General features: G+C 65.0%; 15 protein-coding genes. 10 read left to right on the top strand and 5 right to left on the bottom strand.

Translation table 11 applies throughout. The annotated features are described in order from the left end of the window. Nucleotides 1-8: 8 nt before the first annotated feature. Both ACIBI6_RS11135 and dgoD read left to right on the top strand, forming a co-directional pair. Entirely contained in the window at nucleotides 9-764 is a 756-nt protein-coding gene (locus tag ACIBI6_RS11135; protein WP_364339545.1) for an SDR family oxidoreductase, read from the top strand. After that, nucleotides 761-1,906: a galactonate dehydratase gene (gene dgoD / locus ACIBI6_RS11140; RefSeq protein WP_396955906.1), complete on the top strand. Its 1,146-nt coding sequence runs from the start codon at nucleotides 761-763 to the stop codon at nucleotides 1,904-1,906. The genes ACIBI6_RS11135 and dgoD overlap by 4 nt, the downstream gene beginning before the upstream one ends. 20 nt (nucleotides 1,907-1,926) lie before the next feature. Here dgoD and ACIBI6_RS11145 read toward each other — a convergent pair whose 3' ends face one another. Genes ACIBI6_RS11145 through ACIBI6_RS11155 form a run of 3 tightly spaced genes read right to left on the bottom strand, consistent with a single transcriptional unit; the run spans nucleotide 1,927 to nucleotide 3,214 of the window. Beyond that, nucleotides 1,927-2,136, bottom strand: a complete 210-nt coding sequence (locus tag ACIBI6_RS11145; RefSeq protein WP_364339550.1) for a DUF2510 domain-containing protein — start codon at nucleotides 2,134-2,136, stop codon at nucleotides 1,927-1,929. Between the two features lie 51 nt (nucleotides 2,137-2,187). Continuing rightward, on the bottom strand, nucleotides 2,188-2,634 hold the full coding sequence (locus ACIBI6_RS11150; protein ID WP_396955907.1) for a lipase family protein: 447 nt from the start codon (nucleotides 2,632-2,634) through the stop codon (nucleotides 2,188-2,190). Nucleotides 2,635-2,683: 49 nt separating this feature from the next. Further along, nucleotides 2,684-3,214: a CGNR zinc finger domain-containing protein gene (locus ACIBI6_RS11155; RefSeq protein ID WP_364339554.1), complete on the bottom strand. Its 531-nt coding sequence runs from the start codon at nucleotides 3,212-3,214 to the stop codon at nucleotides 2,684-2,686. Nucleotides 3,215-3,252: 38 nt separating this feature from the next. On the opposite strand from ACIBI6_RS11155, the gene ACIBI6_RS11160 reads away from it, so the two are divergent. The 3 genes from ACIBI6_RS11160 to ACIBI6_RS11170 all read left to right on the top strand — a co-directional run bounded on the left by ACIBI6_RS11160 (nucleotide 3,253) and on the right by ACIBI6_RS11170 (nucleotide 5,784). Beyond that, entirely contained in the window at nucleotides 3,253-4,224 is a 972-nt protein-coding gene (locus ACIBI6_RS11160; protein WP_396955908.1) for an EamA family transporter, read from the top strand. A gap of 121 nt (nucleotides 4,225-4,345) precedes the next feature. After that, on the top strand, nucleotides 4,346-5,362 hold the full coding sequence (locus ACIBI6_RS11165) for an NADP-dependent oxidoreductase (RefSeq protein WP_396955910.1): 1,017 nt from the start codon (nucleotides 4,346-4,348) through the stop codon (nucleotides 5,360-5,362). A 23-nt stretch (nucleotides 5,363-5,385) separates the two neighbouring features. Continuing rightward, nucleotides 5,386-5,784: a MerR family transcriptional regulator gene (locus ACIBI6_RS11170; protein WP_396955912.1), complete on the top strand. Its 399-nt coding sequence runs from the start codon at nucleotides 5,386-5,388 to the stop codon at nucleotides 5,782-5,784. 168 nt (nucleotides 5,785-5,952) lie between these two features. On the opposite strand, the gene ACIBI6_RS11175 is transcribed toward ACIBI6_RS11170, so the two are convergent. Next, a complete protein-coding gene (locus tag ACIBI6_RS11175; protein ID WP_396955913.1) occupies nucleotides 5,953-6,846 on the bottom strand; it encodes a LysR family transcriptional regulator ArgP in 894 nt (297 codons plus the stop codon). A 71-nt stretch (nucleotides 6,847-6,917) separates the two neighbouring features. Between ACIBI6_RS11175 and ACIBI6_RS11180 the strand changes: the two genes are divergently transcribed. From ACIBI6_RS11180 to ACIBI6_RS11200, 5 genes are all read left to right on the top strand, one after another. Then, nucleotides 6,918-7,541, top strand: a complete 624-nt coding sequence (locus ACIBI6_RS11180; protein ID WP_396955915.1) for a LysE/ArgO family amino acid transporter — start codon at nucleotides 6,918-6,920, stop codon at nucleotides 7,539-7,541. A gap of 86 nt (nucleotides 7,542-7,627) precedes the next feature. Further along, nucleotides 7,628-8,443 (top strand): hypothetical protein, encoded by an 816-nt coding sequence (locus ACIBI6_RS11185; protein ID WP_396955916.1) that lies wholly within the window; start codon nucleotides 7,628-7,630, stop codon nucleotides 8,441-8,443. 44 nt (nucleotides 8,444-8,487) lie between these two features. Further along, nucleotides 8,488-9,285 (top strand): N-acetylmuramoyl-L-alanine amidase, encoded by a 798-nt coding sequence (locus ACIBI6_RS11190; protein WP_364339564.1) that lies wholly within the window; start codon nucleotides 8,488-8,490, stop codon nucleotides 9,283-9,285. Between the two features lie 116 nt (nucleotides 9,286-9,401). Then, nucleotides 9,402-11,666: an MMPL family transporter gene (locus ACIBI6_RS11195; protein WP_396955918.1), complete on the top strand. Its 2,265-nt coding sequence runs from the start codon at nucleotides 9,402-9,404 to the stop codon at nucleotides 11,664-11,666. Continuing rightward, nucleotides 11,663-12,343 carry a TetR/AcrR family transcriptional regulator gene (locus ACIBI6_RS11200; protein WP_396955919.1) on the top strand — a complete coding sequence of 227 codons (681 nt, stop codon included), beginning with the start codon at nucleotides 11,663-11,665 and terminating at the stop codon, nucleotides 12,341-12,343. Before ACIBI6_RS11195 ends, ACIBI6_RS11200 begins: the two co-directional genes overlap by 4 nt. 118 nt (nucleotides 12,344-12,461) lie before the next feature. Here the strand turns inward: ACIBI6_RS11200 and ACIBI6_RS11205 are convergent, their stop codons facing one another. After that, complete coding sequence (locus tag ACIBI6_RS11205; RefSeq protein ID WP_364339570.1) at nucleotides 12,462-13,289, bottom strand: HEAT repeat domain-containing protein; 828 nt, start codon at nucleotides 13,287-13,289, stop codon at nucleotides 12,462-12,464. Nucleotides 13,290-13,291 lie beyond the last annotated feature (2 nt).

Genomic DNA, 13,291 nt, shown 5'->3' on the forward strand with positions numbered 1-13,291 from the left:
GGAAGAGCATGAGTCGTTTGGCAGACCGGGTCGCGGTCGTCACCGGGGGTGCGTCCGGCATCGGTGCGGCCACCGCCCACCGGCTCGCCGCCGATGGCGCGGCGGTCGTCATCGCGGATATCGCTGAGGCGAGTGGGCGCGAGGTCGCCTCGAAGATCCGTGCGGCCGGTCATCGAGCCGAATTCGTCCGCTGCGATGTGTCTTCGGAGGATTCTTGGATCGAGCTACGCAATAGCGTCAACGAGCTGTTCGGACCGCTGGACTTCCTGTGCAGCAACGCGTCCCGACAGGCCACTATCCCGGCCCACGAATTGACCAGGCAGGCATGGGATGACGGCCTCGCGGTCAACCTGACCCCGCTGTTCCTCGGCCTGCACACCTTCATCGACGATCTGCGCAGCCGCAGCGGCAATGTGGTCGCGGTCTCCAGCGTGCACGCCCACTTCGGGCTTCCCGGTTATCCGGTCTATGCCGCCGCCAAGGGCGGTTTGACCGCCTTGGTCCGGCAGCTGGCCGTGGAGTACGGGCGCGCACGCGTGCGGGTCAATGCCGTGCTGCCCGGCCCGATTCTCACCCCGGTATGGGATGACGTAGACGAGGCAGGTCGGCGGCTGTCCGCCCAGGCCACCGCGCTGGACCGGATGGGCGCACCCGAGGAGGTCGCCGCCGCGGTCGCCTTCCTCGCCTCCGACGACGCATCCTTCATCACCGGTGCCAACCTGGTCGTCGACGGCGGCTGGAGCGTGCGAAAGGAGTCCCGGTGAAGATCACCGCACTCACCACCTACCTGGTCGCCCCGCGCTGGTGCTTCCTGAAGATCGAGACCGACGAGGGCATCACGGGCTGGGGTGAACCGGTCCTCGAAGGCCGCGCTCACACCGTCGCCGCCGCGGTCGACGAACTGGCCGACTACCTTGTCGGCAAGGACCCGATGAGCATCGAAGCGCACTGGCAGATGCTTACCAAGGGCGGCTTCTATCGGGGCGGACCGATCCTGTCGAGTGCGGTCGCGGGCATCGACCAGGCGCTGTGGGATATCACCGGAAAGGCACTGGGCGTGCCGATTTGGCAATTGCTCGGCGGTGCGGTCCGCGATCGGGTCCGGGTATACAGCTGGATCGGCGGCGATCGACCCGACGATGTCGCGCGCGCGGCGGTAGAACGAAAAGAACAGGGGTTCACCGCGATCAAGATGAACGGCTCCGCCGAATTGGAGCTGATCGATACGCCGCGCGCGACCCGAGGCATCGTCGATCGCGTCGCGGCGGTGCGTGAGGCAACCGGCGACGATTTCGATATCGCCGTCGATTTCCATGGCCGCCTGTCCATTCCGATGGCGCGGCGTGTGCTACCGCTACTCGAACCGTATCTGCCGTTCTTCGTCGAGGAACCGCTCGTCCCGGAGTGCAGCAGCCAGATCGGCGAGATCACCCGCGCGACAAGCATTCCCATCGCCACCGGCGAACGACTCTACTCGCGTTGGGATTTCAATGTGGTGCTCGATCAGGGCATCGCCGTCGTCCAGCCCGATCTCTCGCACGCGGGTGGCATCTCCGAGGTCCGCCGCATCGCCGCCCTTGCCGAGGCTCGCGATATCGCCCTCGCCCCACACTGCCCCCTCGGCCCTATCGCCCTCGCCGCCAGCCTCCAGGTCGGCTTCGCCACCCCCAACCTGCTCATTCAGGAGCAAAGCCTCGGCATCCACTACAACACCGGCTCGGACTTGCTCGACTACCTCGTCGACCCGACGGTTTTCGCTTACCACGACGGCTATGTCGACCTGCTCCAGGCCCCTGGCCTCGGCATCCAGATCGACGAAGCTGCGGTGACTCGCGCGGCCGAACAGGGCCACCGTTGGCGAAACCCGATCTGGCACCGCAAGGACGGTTCCTTCGCCGAGTGGTGACGCTCCACAGCTGAACCCTTTCATTGCCGCGGCTGCGTGTAATTCGTCCACTGGTACCCATCGAACCACCGCACCAGCCCTGGATTCGCATGGTCCGGATACCACCCCGGTGCCATCGCAGGCGTCGGCGATCCCCCTCCCGACCCGGACTTCACGATCAACACGATGACCACCGGCACCGCCACGACCGCAAGCAGAATCAAGATGTGCAGAAAACTGACAGCACCCATGCGGTCAGTATGCAGTACGCCCAACAACCACCTCACACCATGGGAGTCTGATCAACATCCGTTTGGTGCCGGAGCTCCTGCGAACCGGTCCGCGAGATATTCAACCGCATCCTGTTGGTGGACAAGGCCTTCCAATATATGGTCGAGCCAACCGTCGCGGATGATCTGTACGCTCGCCCCGCCTGCGCACCACTGACGCGTCATATCGTCGGCTTGACTCACCGGCACGATTTCGTCGAGAACGCCGTGAAAGCTGTAGATCGGTACACGTGGCACGAATCGGCCGAGTGTATTGCGCGCCAGGACATCAGCGACGCGTGGATCACCGAGGAGGTCCGGCACGGCCGACGGGCTATGTAGGCCGGCGAAGGCGGGACTGGTCAACGATTGCTCGGTGCACATCTGCCGAATCTGTGAGAACACGTGCGGACCTCGAGGATTGAGTAAGGACGCGATACCGACCTCGGGATACTCGGCATGGAGAATTGGTGCCAGCAAGGTGGTATGCGACTCTCGCGCCTGCGATAGCGCTTTAACTGACCGGGATTCACTTCTTCCTCGCACGGTAGGCGGCGACAGCGTTGCGATTTCCGCAGGCTGTGCTGCAGTAGCGGCGCGATCTATTGCGTGACAGGTCGAGAACGAGGCCTTCGCAGCCCTCGTCGGCGCAGAGGGATAGCCGGCTCAGCTCGTCGGAGCGGACCAGATCGATCATTGCCATTGCGGTCTCGACGGCGATGCGAACCGGGAGCGGAGCCTGCGCGGGCACCGCGTGGATGTGGTAATCGACATCGCCGTGCCGAACCAACTGTGGCAGGGCACGATGCTTCGCCAGCGTCTCGTTGATCAGCCGCACCGTCGTGTCGCGATCACTGGTCAGCATGTGACGTAGCGGCGTGCGCAAGGCGCGCACCGCGGCGAGCTCGGCGGCGTCGCCGGCGTGCACGCCGGTGTAAACGTGTTTGTCGAAAAACTCGTCGAGCTGGGCGATCTCGGTCAACGTATCCGGCTCCTCCGCGGAATTCACCAGCTCCACCGCCGCAACCAACGCCGCCTCAGTGTCATGGGCAAAGGCCATGTTGACATATTACCTGGCCGACCTTAGCGTCACTAGTCATGGTTGCGATGACTCATGACAGCACTGCGCAGCGGCTGCGGACCGGACTGCTTTGCGCGGTGGTGTCCGCGTCCTCGTTCGGGCTATCGGGATCACTGGCTCGCGGCTTGATGAATGCGGGCTGGAGCTCCGCGTCCGTGGTGGCGGTCCGGGTGCTGGTTGCCGCGGCGGTTCTGGTTCCGATCGCACTGGTGCAGTTGCACGGTGACTGGGATCTGTTGCGCCGCAACGCATTCTTGATCACCGCGTATGGACTGCTCGCCGTGGCCGGTACCCAACTCGCCTACTTCAACGCCGTAGCCCATATGCAAGTCGGCGTGGCGTTGCTCATCGAATACACCGCGCCGGTGGCCGTGGTTGGTTGGCTATGGCTGCGTAATAGCCAACGTCCGAGCGCCGCAACGGTTCTCGGCGCAGTACTCGGGATGGCCGGTCTGATCCTGGTCATCGACCTGCGCTTCGGCCTGGCCGCCAGCGGCATCGGCATCGCATGGGCCCTCGCCGCCATGATCGGCGCCGCCGCCTACTTCCTGCTCTCCGCCCACGGCGACGGCGCCCTGCCGGGCACGGTACTCGCCGCCGGTGGTCTCCTCCTCGGCGGACTCGCCCTCCTCGCGGCAGGCGCGATCGGCATCGTCCCCCTCGACGCCACCACCAATCCCGTTGTCTTCCAATACTTCACCGTCTCGTGGTGGCTCCCCGTCCTCGCGCTCGGCACGATAACCGCCGCCCTCGCCTACGTCTCCGGCATCGCCGCCACCCGCCTCCTGGGCTCCCGCCTCGCCTCCTTCGTAGCCCTCTTCGAAGTCCTGGCCGCCCTCGCTTTCGCCTGGGTCCTCCTCGGCGAATCCCCCCGCCCCCTCCAACTCCTCGGCGGCACCCTGATCCTCATAGGAGTAATCACCGTCCGCCAAGGCGAAACCACCCTCGCGCCGGAGACCTCGAGCCGAAAGCTTCATCTGGAGGGGTGACGCGCCGCATTCGGGCGATGCGGCACACCGGCTCGAGCCATGACGGGGACCACATCTGTCGCAACTGGCCCACGGGCGCGGCTTGACCTTCACGTATACGTCAATCCTTAGCGTCGCTCCCATGACTGTTATGACGCGAACCGCACGGGCTGTCCAGCTTTCCGCACGACCGGACGGGTTTCCGAAACTGGCCGACTTCCGACTGGTCGAGCAGCCGGTGCCCGATCCGTCGTCGGGGCAGGTGCTGGTGCGGAATCTGTACATGTCGATTGATCCGGGCATGCTCATGCAGATCGGCGCCTACCCGGGAATTCCCATGCCGCCGTTCGCTGTTGGCGCGACGATGTTCGGGGATGCGATTGGTGAGGTCGTAGCCTCCGCGGATCCGGCTGTTCCGGAGGGCGCGCTGGTGCTGCATCGGCTCGGTTGGCGCGAGTACGCGGTGGCCGAGGCGAGCGCGATCCGGATCGTGGATCCGGACGCGTATCCGTCGCCGTCCAGCTATCTCGGATTCGGGCTGGTCGCCTACGCGGGCCTAACGGCCGTGGCGGGTCTGCGTGCCGGGGATACGGTTTTCGTTTCCAGCGCGGCGGGCGCCACCGGTGGCATGGCCGGCCAGATCGCGCGGCTGCTCGGCGCGGGTCGGGTCGTCGGTAGCGCCGGCTCGGCGCGAAAGGTGCGCCATGTCGTCGAAGAGCTCGGCTTCGACGCGGCCTTCGATTACCACGACGCACCTCTGGTCGAGCAGTTGCGAGCGGTCGCGCCGGACGGGATCGATGTGTATTTCGACAATGTGGGTGGTGCTCAGTTGCGGGCGGCGATCGAGGTGATGAATGTGGGTGGACGCATCGCGCTCTGCGGTGCTCTCGCTCGGCAGCGGTCCGGAGGTCTGCCCGACGAGGGGCCCGGAGATCTGCTGCCGGTGATCGGTAAGCGGATCACGCTGCGTGGTTTCACCATGCTCGACCATCTGGATCTGGCGGCGGAATTCGGGCAACGCTTACGCCGCTGGGTTGCCGATGGGCAACTCGTCCAATCCGAGACCCTCGTCGACGGGCTGGAGAACGCCCCGCGGGCATTGCTCGATCTGGTCCGAGGCCGCTACACCGGGAAGGTGGTGGTACGTCTCGCGCGTTGACCGTACCGACGGAAGGAAAACAGATGCTGATCGGTGAACTCGCGACGCGCACCGGTACCACCACCCGCGCCCTGCGCTTCTACGAAGAGCAGGGGCTGCTCACCTGCGACCGCACCACCTCGGGGTACCGCACTTACGACGAAAACGCGATCAAACAGGTGAGCAACATCCGCGAATTGCTCGACATCGGTTTCACCATCGACGATGTCCGGGCCTTCCTGCCCTATCTGGACCACGACTTGCCCGCCGTATTCCCTTTCGAACCGCGCTGCGCCACCGGATACGCGGCTGTCGGACCACCGCGAGTTGCCGAGTTGAACGCGCGCATTACTCGGTTGACGGAACTGCGGGATCGGCTGCTCGACCGCATGCCCTGGCTCGCGGCCGACGCCCCAATTGCTCGGCGCGACGACGTCCAGTAGCAACGCGGACCGGTGACTGTGAAGGGGAAGTGTTCCGAATTCGCCCGCTGCCGCGATCGGCGTGGCAGGATCGGGATGCGACGGATGGGATGGGATGACTGAAACCTGACATGGCGACCGGGCCCATTCCACCGCGCATTGACCGCGCTTCCCGTGACATTCCCCAAGTCACCGCCGTGGACCATCTGACAGCGCCTCAGCCGCAGCAGCCGCAATGGCGCCCGCAACGCCACTGAGCGCAGGCGAATCGACCTTCCACTGCTGCCAATAGAGCGGCACATCGATATACGAATCCCCATCGATCGGCACGAGGTCCCGACCACTTCGAGTCTGCAGATCGGGCAACATCCCCCACCCCAGCCCGATCCGAATCGCCTCCGCGAATCCGACCGACGACGGCACATAATGCCGCGGCGGATCCACCGGCTGTCCACATCGCCGCCGTAGATGACGATCCTGCAGATCATCCTTGCGATCGAAAAGTACAACGGGTGCAACGGAATATGCCTCGGCGGTCGGCCCATCCGCGAACCAGGTCCGCGCGAACCGCGGATTCGCCATGGGCCGATACCGCATGGCACCAAGCCGCTTTACTCGACATCCCTGCACTGCCGACGAGGTGGCGGTGATCGCCGCCATCACCGTCCCGTCGCGCAGCAATCGAGTCGTATGTTCCTCATCCTCGCGATGTATCTCGAAACACACACCGGCGGGCGCCTGCCGCAATGCGGGCATCACCCACGTTTCCAGCGAGTCGGCATTGACCGCGATCGGTACCCGGATCGGGCGACCCGCCGGCCGATCGACATCGCCGAGTTCGCGTGCGGCATCCCCGGCGAGCAGCTCGATCTGTCGCGCCAAACGCAGCACCGCGAGCCCGGATTCGGTGGGCCGCACCGGTTTTGTGCGTTGCAGCAGGATGCGACCTGCGGCATCCTCGAGCGCCTTGATGCGTTGACTGACCGCCGACGGCGTCACGCGCAGACTGCGCGCGGCGGCGTCGAAGGTGCCCTCGGTGACGGCCGCGTTGAGCGCGCGGAGCTGATCGAACTGCAGGTCCATTAAGAAATCCTAAAGGTACTTCAGAATCTTTAGCTGGTCTGGTCAGGTCTTCGAACCTAGCGTCGATACATGTGACGGCATCATCGGCGGCCCTGGCGGCCATCTCGGGACTCGGCTTCGGACTCTCCTTGATCGTGGCGATCGGCGCGCAGAACGCCTACGTTTTGCGCCAAGGTCTGCGCGGCCAGCATGTGCTCGCGGTGGTCGCGGTCTGCACCGTGTCCGACATCGTGCTGATCGCGGCGGGAGTCGGGGGGTTGGGTGTCGTAGTCGAATCCGCCCCCGTCTTGCTGACGGTGATCCGCTACGCCGGAGCCGCTTTTCTACTCGGCTACGGCATTCTCGCCGCCCGCCGCGCCGTCGCGGCATCGAGTCTGACCGCCGACTCCACCGGCGCCACCGTCGCACTCGGCGCGACCATCCTCACCTGCCTGGCCCTGACCTGGCTCAACCCGCACGTCTACCTGGACACGGTGCTGCTGCTCGGCTCCTTCGCCAACACCTACACCAGCCCGGACCGCTGGTTCCTCGGCACGGGCGCGATGGTCGCCAGCATTATCTGGTTCACCTCGCTCGGCTATGGCGCCCGCAAACTCGCCCCGCTATTCGCCCGTCCGATCGCTTGGCGCGTACTCGATTCGGTGATCGCGGTCGTGATGTTCGGTCTTGCGCTGGGCTTATTACTCACCGGCTAAGCTGGCAGAACCTGCAACGCTGGGGGATCGGATCGCGATCAGTACGTGGTGGGGGTCGCCGCCCCGGCGGGAGAGGTGGGCAGGCTGTGAGTTATCCGTACGGCTATGGGGAGCCGCCGCGGCAGGATCCGGCGCCGTGGGGACAGCCGGTGGGCTATCCGGCGCAGCAGGGCTGGGGGCAGACCGGCTATCCGATGGGGTATCCCAGCGCGCCGCCGCCGAGCCCGCCGCCCAAATCGAAGACCGGTGTGATCGTCGCGGTGGTGCTCGGGCTGGTCGCCGTGCTCGGCGTCGGACTGGTCGTTATCGCCGCGCGCGACAAGGACCAACCGCAGGCGTCGAATGCGACGGCCACTGTGGTCCCGGCCACGAGCGCGCCGCGCGCGACCACCCCGCGAACGACCGCGACAACGCCGCCCCCTGGCCAACCGCCCCCTGGCCAACCGTCCTCGGGCAAGCTCACCTACGCCGACTTCGCCGGGGACTGGAATTTCAAATTCGACAGCGTGGAATTGCACGCCGACTGGGTTGAGGGCCGCGATCACGCCAACTGCCGCGATTTCGAGGTGAACGGCAAGCTCACCGGCTTGGGCTGCCAGTACGCCGCCGAAATGGTGTACCGGGCCGAGGGCGGCGGGCTGAAGATCACCCAATTCGTCCTCGCGATGTCGACCCAGGGCCAGGCCACGGCCGCGCTCGGCAAGTTCACCGATGAGGACCTGCACCTGCGACCGGGCACCTACATCGACAATTTCGTCACCGGCAAATGGCGCGACGGGACCGAAAAGGAATTCGTCGTGGTCACCGTGGTCACCGCCAATGCGGCTGTCGCCGCGGACACGGTCAAAAAGTATCTGCAATATCGGCACGCGGATACGCTCGGCGCGCTGGCGTTCCGATAGCTGTGCCGATGAACCGGCTGCAAGGCTGTGGCAGTGTCGGTGCCATGCGATGGCGAAGCTGGAAGACGACCGCCGCGATCTGCGCGTGGGGCATGTTGCTCGGTGGATGCGCGCACGACGCATCCGGTTCAGCGGCGCGCACCACGACGCCGCAGATAAGCGACGAACCGACGACGAACCCGCCGAGCTTCATCGCCGATGACCGCGTCGTCGTCATCGACCCGGGACACAATGGCGGCAATGCCGCCCAGCCTGGCGAGATCAACCGTCAGGTGCCGGACGGTCGCGGAAAAACCAAGGCGTGCAACACCACCGGCACATCCGCCACCGACGGCTATACCGAGCACGAATTCACCTGGGATGTCGCCATCCGTGTCCGGGATACCTTGGCCGCCCGCGGAATTCGCGTCGTGCTGACCCGCGACGACGATGCCGGTGTCGGCCCCTGTGTCGACGAACGCGCCGCGATCGGAAACCGCAGTGGTGCGGCGGCTGTCGTCTCGATCCATGCCGACGGCGCTGTCGCGGGCGCGCACGGCTTCCACGTCGCGTACTCGTCGCCGCCACTGAATCCGGCACAGGGTGAGCCGTCGCAGCGACTGGCAACGACGTTGCGCGACATCATGATCGGGTCCGGCTTCGTCCCGTCGACCTATGTCGGCTCCGATGGCATGAATCCGCGCGCGGATCTGGCGGGGCTCAACCTCTCCGAACGTCCGGTCGCGCTCGTGGAATGTGGAAATATGCGCGATCCGGGTGATGCGGCGCTGATCGAATCGCCCGATGGGCGGGCGAGGTATGCCGGCGCCATTGCCAATGCGATCTCGGCGTATCTCGGATAGGCCCGTGCTGGTGATCGGGATCACTACTTGTTCGCTATGTACCCCTATCGTCATTGAGTTAACGACGTTACAGCTAACGCTGTTACGTGAGATGCAGTCGAACAGGGGAGCCGCTCATGCTCGTACGGATCGCACATCTGTCCACCAGACATCCGCGCACAATCCTGCTCGCCGCCGCCCTATTGGCCATACTTTGCGGCGTATTCGGCGCCTCGGCGACCTCGCATATGAAGACCGCCGGTTTCACCCCGGGCGACGCCGAGTCGTCGCGGGTCGCCAAGCTGGTCGCGGATAACTTCGGCGGCGCGGAACCCAACCTCATCCTGCTGGTTCGCGATGATGCCGGTGCGGACAGTCCGGCCGCGAAGGCGGCGGGCGCGAAGTTGATCGACACCTTGCGTTCGCGCGGCGATGTGATCGGCGTCCAGTCCTATTGGAACGCTCCGCAGTCCCTGTCGTCCGCATTGCGCAGCAAGGACGGTAAGAGCGCGCTGGTGCTCGGTTACATCACCGGCGAGGAGTCCGTGGCCCAGAAGGCCGCCGGTGCGATCGCCGCAGAGGTCACCGGCACCAATGACGGCGTCAGCATCTATCAGGGCGGCCTCAGCTCCATCTACCACGACTCCAACGAGCAGATCACCCACGATCTCGCGGTCGCCGAGAGTGTGGCCATCCCGCTGTCGTTCATCGTGTTGATCCTGGTGTTCGGCAGCCTGGTCGCGGCCTTCCTGCCGCTGGCCGTCGGCATCTTCGCGATCTTGACCACCCTGGCCATCCTGCGCACCCTCACGGTTTTCACCGATGTGTCGATCTACGCGCTGAATTTGACCACGGCACTGGGTCTTGCGCTCGCGATCGACTACAGCTTGTTCATTGTCAGCCGCTATCGCGAGGAACTCGGCAATGGACTCGATATCGAGGCGGCAGTGGTGCGGGCGGTACAGACCGCGGGACGCACCGTGCTGTATTCGGCGCTGACCGTCGCGCTGTCGGTGGCCGCGCTGGGCGTCTTCAACCTGTACTTCCTGAAATCCTTTGCCTACGCCGGCGTTGCGGTGGTCGCCGCGGCCGCCGCCGCATCGATCCTGGTCCTGCCCGCGGTGCTGATGTTGCTCGGACATCGGGTTAATGCATTGGATCTGCGAAAGCCGTTGGGCCGCTTGCTCGGCCGTGACCTGCATGCTGCGCGCGCACCCGAGCAGACCTTCTGGTATCGCACGGTGCAGTGGGTGATGCGCCATGCCGCACCGGTCGCCATCGCGATCGTCGTGCTGATGCTGGCGATCGGGTCCCCGTTCCTCGGCGTGAAATTCGGCTATCCGGACGATCGAGTGCTCAACGCGGGCACCTCCGCCACCAGCCGCACGGTCGGCGACGCACTGCGCTCGGACTTCCAGTCCAATGCCGCGAACAATGTCACCGTGGTGCTCGACGACTACCACGGAAATCCGTCCGCCATCGGCGATTACGCCGCCACACTGTCGAAGGTGGATGGCGTGTCCGGAGTGCTCTCGGGTGTCGGTCTGTACACCGGCGGACTGAAGGTGGCGGCCGGATCGCCGCAGATGACGAATGACACCGGCGCATTCCTCACTGTGGCAACGACGGTCGATCCCTTCACCGCCGCGGGCAAGTCGCAACTGGAGCGGCTTCGTGACGTCCCGAGCCCGGGACCGGCGCTCTTCGGGGGCAGTGCGGCGATAAACCGCGACTCCCTCGAAGCACTGGGTGCGCGACTGCCACTGGCCGGGGCGCTGATCGTGCTCGCCACCTTCGTGGTGCTGTTCCTGTTCACCGGAAGTGTGTTGCTGCCGCTGAAAGCCCTTGCCCTCAATACGCTTTCGTTGACCGCAGCGTTCGGTGCGATGGTCTGGATCTTCCAGGATGGGCACTTGTCCAGCGTTTTCGGCAATGACGCGACCGGTTATCTGGTCCCGACCATGCCGATCCTGATGTTCTGTCTCGCCTTCGGAATGTCCATGGACTACGAGGTATTCCTGCTTTCGCGCATCCGCGAGGAGTGGGTGGCCTCGGGACGCACCGCCGCGGACAACACTCGCGCGGTCGCGCTGGGTGTCGCGCGCACCGGCCGGATTTTCACCGCGGCCGCGCTATTGATGGCCATCGTGATGGCCGCCATGGTCACCTCGAAGGTATCGTTCATCCAGATGACAGGCCTGGGGCTGACTTTGACGGTGCTCGCGGACGCCACGCTGATCCGCGGCCTGCTCGCGCCCGCACTCATGCGGTTGCTCGGCACCGCGAACTGGTGGGCGCCCGCGCCACTCGCCCGGCTGCATGCCAAGATCGGCTTGAGCGAGGGCGAAACCGCAACGGGTACATCCGAATCAGATAATCATCTACTAGCCGGACGAATGTGAATTTTACCCGCAGGCAGCGTTCGGCACGTGGCTCCGGTGCGGAGCTACGCGCCGAAATCCTCGATGCCACAAAGAAACTGCTGGCTGACGCAGGTCACGTCGACGCGGTTTCCATTCGGGAAATCGCCAAGATCGTCGGCGTCACCGCGCCGTCGATCTACCGCCATTTCGCGGATAAGGATCAGCTGATCGAATCCGTGGTGGCCCAGGTATTCGAAGATCTGGACGCGGTAATGCTGGCCGCATCCGATCCGAATGAGTCGCCGATGGAGCGTCTGCGTCAGCAGGGCCAGGCGTATGTCCGGTTCGCCAGGGAGCATCCGGAGCAGTACCGCCTGGCCATGACGCCTGGTGAGACGGCGGGCGCGGTCGACCAGGTGCTGACCAGCAGTGCCTTTGCCCATCTCGCGGCGACCGTCACCGAGTGCATGAACCTCGGCGTGGTCACGCCGGGTGACCCGGTGCCGGTCGTCTTGGAGCTGTGGTCGAGCGCGCACGGCATCGCCTCCCTGCTGATCGCGAAACCCTATCTGCCGTGGGGAGATGTGGAGGCGTTCACCGATCGCGTACTGCGCTCGATCTGCGTCGGACGCGTTGTCATCGATAACGTGCTCGGCGAAGATGTGTCCCCCGACGCCGTCGCCCAGTGGGCGGTGGCGAACCGGCGTCAGAGCTGACGTCCGGCTCTGATCAGCACCGCGCGGCGGATATGCTTCATCTTGTCGATTCGGGGGATAAGGCAACCATCCGAGCGAACTGCCGCGAAGCAGAAGGAGTCGCCCGCGGTACCGCCCATCATGTCGGTAGCTTGTCGCGGATGTTCTGGACGTGCCGCGAGTATAGCGGCCAGCGCATCGCGACCACATCGAGGATTGTCCCGATGCGCGCCGCGTCCTCCAACAACGTCGGTGGTACAGGCGGGCGCAACAGATATTCGATGTCGGTGAGTAAGCGGGACGAGTCCTCTTCATCCATATGAGCTGCCTCGCGGGTGATCTCCGCTAGCTGTGATTGATCGCCCATCCGATAGGCGGCGATTCGAACCTGCGGTCCGATCTCCTCATCCCGGCCGAATTCCTCTGCCAGAGCGGACATTTCGGCACGCGATAGGTCACCCGTCCGGCCCAGAGAGTCGATTGCATACCGCCGCACCGCCCCATACTCGTCAATATCGCGCACGCACTTGACCAGAGCAGCGGTTCCGTGCCCTGGATAGCTGCCCAACGCTTCGGCCAGGGAAGCGCGCACCAGCCACGACGGGTCCGCGCGCAGCAGATCCACGAGGACGTCGACTGCGGGACTGAACCGAACGAGGCCGAGCGACTCTGCCGCTTCGTTGCGAACCATCTCGTCTGAGTCCGACAGCATCCGCAACAACACTGGCCCGACAACTGAAACCTGCGCCACCCCCAGAAATCCGATCGCGCGCGCCGCTTCACTTCGAACGGCGACATCACCCGATTCGACGAGCGGCAGGATGTCTGCGACGGCCCGATCGTCGCCGAGCTTGATCAATTCGATCATCGCACGGACCTGCTGACCAGGATCGCCCGATGTCAGCGCTGAATTGAGCTGGGAAGCTCCGTCCATTTTGTCCTCACATCCTTCGATCGCCATCGACATGT

Origin of the sequence: Nocardia sp. NPDC050412, assembly GCF_044458825.1 — a bacterium.
GTDB lineage: Bacteria > Actinomycetota > Actinomycetes > Mycobacteriales > Mycobacteriaceae > Nocardia.